This is a genomic window from Candidatus Frankia nodulisporulans (assembly GCF_902806475.1).
In the GTDB taxonomy this organism is placed as follows: domain Bacteria; phylum Actinomycetota; class Actinomycetes; order Frankiales; family Frankiaceae; genus Frankia; species Frankia umida.
In genome coordinates this window covers 1-5,875 of sequence record NZ_CADCWS010000252.1, presented here as the reverse complement: position 1 = coordinate 5,875, position 5,875 = coordinate 1, and the positions used below count along the sequence as shown (strand labels likewise).

Below are 5,875 nucleotides of genomic sequence, written 5' to 3'. Positions count from 1 at the left end.
GTCCTGGACAGGGCCGATGAGCACCGAGGATATGCCGATAGTAGCTACCCGGCCACAAGTAATAGAGATTACCTCTGCCATCGACGGCCGGTCGACGTCATCAGTGACCTCACCGTCGTCGAGCCCGGCTATCGCCGCGCCGTCTGGTACTCGGTCAGCGACGGTGAGTACGACCTCCCGGTCGAGATCTTCTACCGTGCGCCCCTACCGGGAGCGAAGGCATACAGCACGCCCTCTCCTGACAGTGCCAGGTGGCCATGCGCGGCGCGCAGGACGGCACCGGAGGCGAACAGCTCGCCCACGAGCACACTGTTTGCGCAGGTCACGGGCCTGTGAGGCTGCGATGGACTTGTTCGTGTTACAGGGAATGTATTCGGCTACGCCGCGCGGGACAGTGGGATTGACCGGCCCTGGCACCCCCCGAGCCGGGGCCGGTTCCGGACTGGCCCGCGCGGGCCCGGACCCGTCGAGCTCAGGCAGCGAGAGACCCCAATCATGATCAGATAGGAATGTCCGTGCCGCCCTTTCTTGAACAGGCTCTGCATCGTCGGGGCCTGCTGGACCTGAAACCGCGCAGCGTGGCGCTGGGTCGGGCGGGCTGACTCTCGAGCTCCGCTGGGCCCTGTACTTTCCCCCGCCGCCACGCCACGTCCTGGTTGCCCCATCAGTCGGTAGTCGAGCCCTCGGCTCGGCTCCTCGAGTCGGGGCAGCACCACGCCTTCTCCGTCCGCAAGTTCGTCGCCGGCGTGCGGGCAGGCAGGCCCCAGGCCGTGCCCTCCCCGGGGGCGCGCGGTCTCCTCGTTCCCTCCCCGCCCGCGGCGCCACCGTCACCGGGGCGTACCCCGTGTCCCTGCTGCGGGCGGGGAGGTTCCATCCTCCGATCGGATTACTGACATGCCTCCGTATGACGAACACGCCCCCCACCGCCAGGGTCTGCTCGACCTGGCGCTGATGAGCATGGCCCCGACAAACCCGGTGGAGCGTGCGCTGCGCCTCCATTCGAAGCTGAACCTGTCGCACGAGCAGATCACCGAGTTGCTGGAGCTGGCGACCGACTATCACCTGGCACGGGAGATGACCGGACTCAGGTTCTCCGCGGCCGGCCACCTGCTGCGCCCGACCAATCCGACGCCACCCTCGGCGATCGACGCGAGCAGGTTGCATCTGCTGCGGGGAGACCTGCTCGTCGAGGACGAGACACGCGCCTCCGCATCGGTGGAGCGGGTGCAGGAGATCCTCGGCGAGGAGACCTGGACGCAGTTGGTGCAGCACTACACCCAGGAGACGACCGACCTGCTGACCCGACTCGGCCCTGTCCTGGCAGCCGCGGTGGACCCGGTGTATGCGCTGGTGCGCCGGGACACCGGGGTGGAGGTGGACCCGAACGATGTCACGGTCGCGGACGTCCTCCGGTTCGCGTCCGGGCCTCGGGAAGTGCCCGACGACACCGACGACCGCCATTCCCCTCGGCGGCGGCCCGAGCTCACCGGTCCGGTCTGACCCTCCTCCACCGGGGCCGATGACCTGCCGTCCCCGTCCCCGTCGACGCCCGCCCCGCGGATGCGGCCCCTCACCTCCGCGCGGCGGGTTCTCCTCCTTTTCCGTTCCCTTTCCGGTTTCTGACCTCTTGGACAGTTCATGGACAACAACAGCGGTGGACCGGCGCGCCAGGATGGTGCGCAGATGCCACCGGCCGGCGCCCGGACCTTGCCCCCCGAACAGCCACGCATGGCGAACCATGCCGAGGGTCGCCGCAGGTCGACCGGTACCCAGGTCGACCTTGGCGTTCTGCGCGGATGACCGCGATCTGGCAGACCCACGCGCGTGCGTTGGCCGGCGCGGTCAGCCATGCGGGGTCGCGGTGGTATCCGGTGCTGGCCGGGGTGCCTCGGCATCTGTTCACACCGGCGTGGTGGCAGCGCAGCGAGGGTGGCTGGGTGCTGCGCCGCGGGCAGGTAGCGGACGCCTACCGCGACCAGACGCTGGTCACCCGGGTGGGCACGTTGCACGCGGATCAGGCCACCAAGCAGACCCGGCCGAAGGGTCGGGCGACGTCGTCATCGACGCTGCCCTCGCTGGTGATCTCGATGTACCGCTACGGGCAGTTGAAGGAGGGTGTCGACATCCTCGACGTTGGCACAGGGCCCGGTTATGGCGCAGCGTTGCTGGCCCGCCGCTACGGGGATCGTCGCGTCACCACGGTGGATATCGACCCCTACCACGTGACGGCCGCGGCGATGCGGATGGAGAAGATCGGCCTGCATCCCACGGTGATCCCCACCGATGCCACCAAGCCGCTGCCCGGCAGCTACGACCGAATCATCTCGATGATGTCCGTGCGGTCAATTCCGCTAAGCTGGCTGGCCGCACTGCGTCCCGGCGGCCGGTTGGTCACGACGATCACCGACACCCACATGATCCTCACCGTGACACGGACAGACACCGGGGTCATCGGGCAGATCGAATGGGCCGCCGCGGGATTCATGCCCGCGCGGACCGGCCCGGACTATCCCGCGCTGCCCGCCGGATTGGACCTGTCCGCCACCTGGGAGGGCGAGGTGACCACGGGCCGCTATCCGGTGGTCAACATCGGCGCGGCGTGGGATCTGTCGACCATGCTCACCCTGGCCGCGCCCGGGGTGCGCCGGCAGTACCGCGAGCACCAGGGCCGGCGCGTCGCGTTCCTGTCCCATCCGGACGGTTCCTGGGCGCGGGCCACTGCCACCGGCGACGAGCCCCCTACCGTGCATCAGGCCGGACCGCAGCGCCTGTGGGACGTCTTTGACGGGACCCGCGATGCATGGCTGCGCCGCGGGACAGCGCCGTGGCTCGGCGCCCGCGCCCGGATCGAACCCGACGGCAGCATCCGCCTCGACCGCGCCGGCTGGCAGGCCACGATCCCCGCCGACCATTCCTGACCCCCCGGGGACTGCCGGCCCAAGCACACCCCCAGCCTCACCGTTCTTCGTTTCCCCCCTTTTCCTGTTTTCTTTTCCACGGTCAAGAAAGAGCCATGAACAGCAACGACACGACCATCACACCTGCCCCGGACAACGCGCCGAGCACAGCGAGCCGCGGCGTGGACCTGCACGTGCATCGGCCACACCCGGCGCGGATGTACGACTACCTGCTCGGCGGGAAAGACAACTTCCCGGCTGACCGGACGGCGGCCGACACTGCGATCTCGGTGTTTCCCCAGCTAGAGACGGCTGCTCGGGAGAATCGGGCGTTCATGACCCGAGCGGCACGCCATCTGGCAGCCAAGGCGGGTATCCGCCAGTTTCTGGATGTGGGCACGGGGTTTCCCACCACGCCGAATCTGCACGAAACCGTCCAGACCATCGCCCCGGACGCCCGGGTGGTCTACACCGACAACGACCCCCTGGTGCTCGTCCACGCCCGCGCACTGCTGACCAGCACCCCGGCGGGGCGCACCGCCTACCTGGATGCCGACCTGCGCGACGTCGAGACGATCCTCACCGCACCCGAACTACACGACACCCTGGACCTGACCCGCCCCGTCGCGCTGTCCCTCGTCGCGGTCCTGCACTTCCTGTCCGAGCAGGACGATCCCTACGGACTGGTACGCCGGCTGCTGGACCCGCTGCCCGCGGGCAGCCACCTGCTGCTCAGCCACATCACCGCGGACGTCAACCCTGCGGTAGAGACCGCGGCACGGGTCTACCGCCAGGAGGGTGTCGCTGTGTACACCCGCACCTATGAGCAGATCGCCGGCTTCTTCGACGGCCTCGAGCTGGTCGACCCCGGCCTCGTCTCCGTTCACCGGTGGCGCCCCGACCCTACGACGACCACGCAGGACACCACAGCGGACCGGGACGAAACAGCGAAAGTCGATCACAAGGCCGACAGCACCATCGAGGCGGACTAGGCGGACGCCGAGGTGAGCGTCTACGGCGCCGTGGCACGCAAACCATGACCACGGCCACCATTATTGATCTTCATGTGCATTCGTGCCGGTCGATCGGAAGCGCGCTTCCCGGCGACCTGGACGCCCAAGCGGCGGCGGCGGGCCTGCACGTGATCGCCCTGACCGATCACAACACGCTCGACGGCGTTGCGGAGGCAGAAAAAGCGCTGCCCGTGGGTCTGACGCTGTTGCCGGGGGTGGAGGTGTCCTGCACGGTGAACCTTGGCGTGCAACGGGTCCCGCTGTCGCTGCTGGCCTATCTGTGTAACCCGCGCGACCGGACCCTGCTGGGCATCCTGGGCGACAACTGTGACGAGCAGGATCGCCAGGTCCGCAAACTCCTACGTGATCTACAGAACGGGGGCCACCCGCTGACCTGGGACGACGTGGCGGCGCAGGCCGGGCATCGCCGCCCCGGCATCCCTGACGTCGCCGGGGCACTGGTCACCGCAGGACTGGCGGGCACTCTCGCGGAGGCACTCAGCCCCGCCTGGCTGGGCGGCCAGTACCCGCCACGGCGCCCGCGGCTCCCCTCGGCCCGCCAGGCTCTGAGTGCGATCCGCGGGGCGGGCGGGGTGCCTGTGCTCGCGTATGCCCGCTGGCCCGGCCGGCTGAACCTCGCCGCCGACGACCTCAAAGGTCTGCACGCCGACGGTCTGGCCGGCCTTGAGGTCGACCACCCCACACATCGCCCGGACGATCGCCAGGAACTTCGCGCGATCGCCCACCACCTCGGTCTGATCATCACCGGGGGCAGTGGGCATCACGGGGCCGGCGGCCCTGCGCTCGGCGCGGAGACGACCGCCCCCGCCGCCTACGCCCAGATCGTCCAGGCCGGCCACGGCACCATGCCGATCATCGGTACGGCGGTCGGGACGCACCGTGATTGACCTGCATGTGGAGTCGTCATTGTCGGGTCAGGGAGCGTTCCCGGAAGCGTTGATGGGCAGGGCCGTGCGGGCCGGCGCGACCGTGATCGCGCTCGCCGACCGGACCACCATCGACGGCATCGACGGCGCCCGCAGGGCGCTCCCCGCCGAACTCACCCTGATACCTGCGGTCACAGTGCCCTGCGCCGTGATGGTCGCCGATCAGGAACGCACCCTCGAACTACGCGGCTACCTGATCAACGTTGAGGACCGGCCGCTGCTGGACCTGCTCGCAGACGCCCGCCGGCACCGGGAACAGCGGGCCCAGAAGATGGTCTCCTACCTGGGCGCCGAGTATCCGGTGCTGACCTGGCACCGGGTAGCCCAGCTCGCCCCGGGCGGGGTGCCGGGCCGACCGCACATCGCCCGCGCGCTGGTCCAGACCGGGCTCGTCACCAGCCTGCGCGAGGCCTACAGCCCACAATGGCTCGGCAACGGCGGGAGATACTTCGAGCCGAAACGCCAACCGCCGGCAGACCAGGTCCTCGCGGTGATCCGCGCCGCGGGCGGCGTCCCCATCCTGGCACGACCCCGGCGCCGCCACCACGTCCAGCTCACCGTCAGCCAGCTCGCCACCTTGCAGGCCGCCGGCCTCGCCGGCCTCGAGGTCGACCACCCGTCCAACCCCCGGCCGGCGCGGGAGGCACTGCGTCGCATCGCCGCCCACCTGGATTTGATCGTCACCGGCGGCAGCGGGAGTCGCGGCCAGCTCACCAGCAACGCCATTCCGATCGGGGCAGGGACCACCAGCCGCGCCATGTACGAGCGGCTCCTCACCGCCGCCAGCGGAACCCAGCCGAACGCGCCCCGGCGATGACCGCGATCACTAGCGCAGCCGGCGTCTGGATCGTCTCCACAACCCTGCTGGCCTGCGCCGTCGCTTCTCTGCCACCCAGCAAGCTTTCGCTGGGCATGGTCGGAATCACGCTGAGCTGCAACCTTGTCCTGGTCGCGGCGCTGCTGACCATGCCGATAGGAGCAGCCTGATGCCGCCTGCTCGCCGCCACCTACACCCCCA

7 protein-coding genes are annotated in these 5,875 nt (G+C 69.5%); all 7 read left to right on the top strand.

The genetic code is table 11. The annotated features are described in order from the left end of the window. The coding region (locus G6R24_RS22690; protein ID WP_225438657.1) for a hypothetical protein at positions 1-336 on the top strand (336 nt) is incomplete at its 5' end. Positions 337-894: 558 nt separating this feature from the next. Then, positions 895-1,500, top strand: coding sequence for a hypothetical protein (locus tag G6R24_RS17385; protein ID WP_163550277.1), 606 nt, complete (start codon positions 895-897; stop codon positions 1,498-1,500). Between the two features lie 296 nt (positions 1,501-1,796). After that, positions 1,797-2,918, top strand: coding sequence for a methyltransferase domain-containing protein (locus G6R24_RS17380; RefSeq protein WP_163550276.1), 1,122 nt, complete (start codon positions 1,797-1,799; stop codon positions 2,916-2,918). 95 nt (positions 2,919-3,013) lie between these two features. Continuing rightward, positions 3,014-3,889, top strand: a complete 876-nt coding sequence (locus tag G6R24_RS17375) for an SAM-dependent methyltransferase (RefSeq protein WP_163550275.1) — start codon at positions 3,014-3,016, stop codon at positions 3,887-3,889. Positions 3,890-3,933: 44 nt separating this feature from the next. Next, positions 3,934-4,818, top strand: a complete 885-nt coding sequence (locus tag G6R24_RS17370) for a PHP domain-containing protein (RefSeq protein ID WP_163550274.1) — start codon at positions 3,934-3,936, stop codon at positions 4,816-4,818. A 52-nt stretch (positions 4,819-4,870) separates the two neighbouring features. After that, on the top strand, positions 4,871-5,674 hold the full coding sequence (locus tag G6R24_RS17365; protein ID WP_163550273.1) for a PHP domain-containing protein: 804 nt from the start codon (positions 4,871-4,873) through the stop codon (positions 5,672-5,674). Beyond that, a complete protein-coding gene (locus G6R24_RS17360; protein WP_163550272.1) occupies positions 5,671-5,844 on the top strand; it encodes a hypothetical protein in 174 nt (57 codons plus the stop codon). Before G6R24_RS17365 ends, G6R24_RS17360 begins: the two co-directional genes overlap by 4 nt. Positions 5,845-5,875 lie beyond the last annotated feature (31 nt).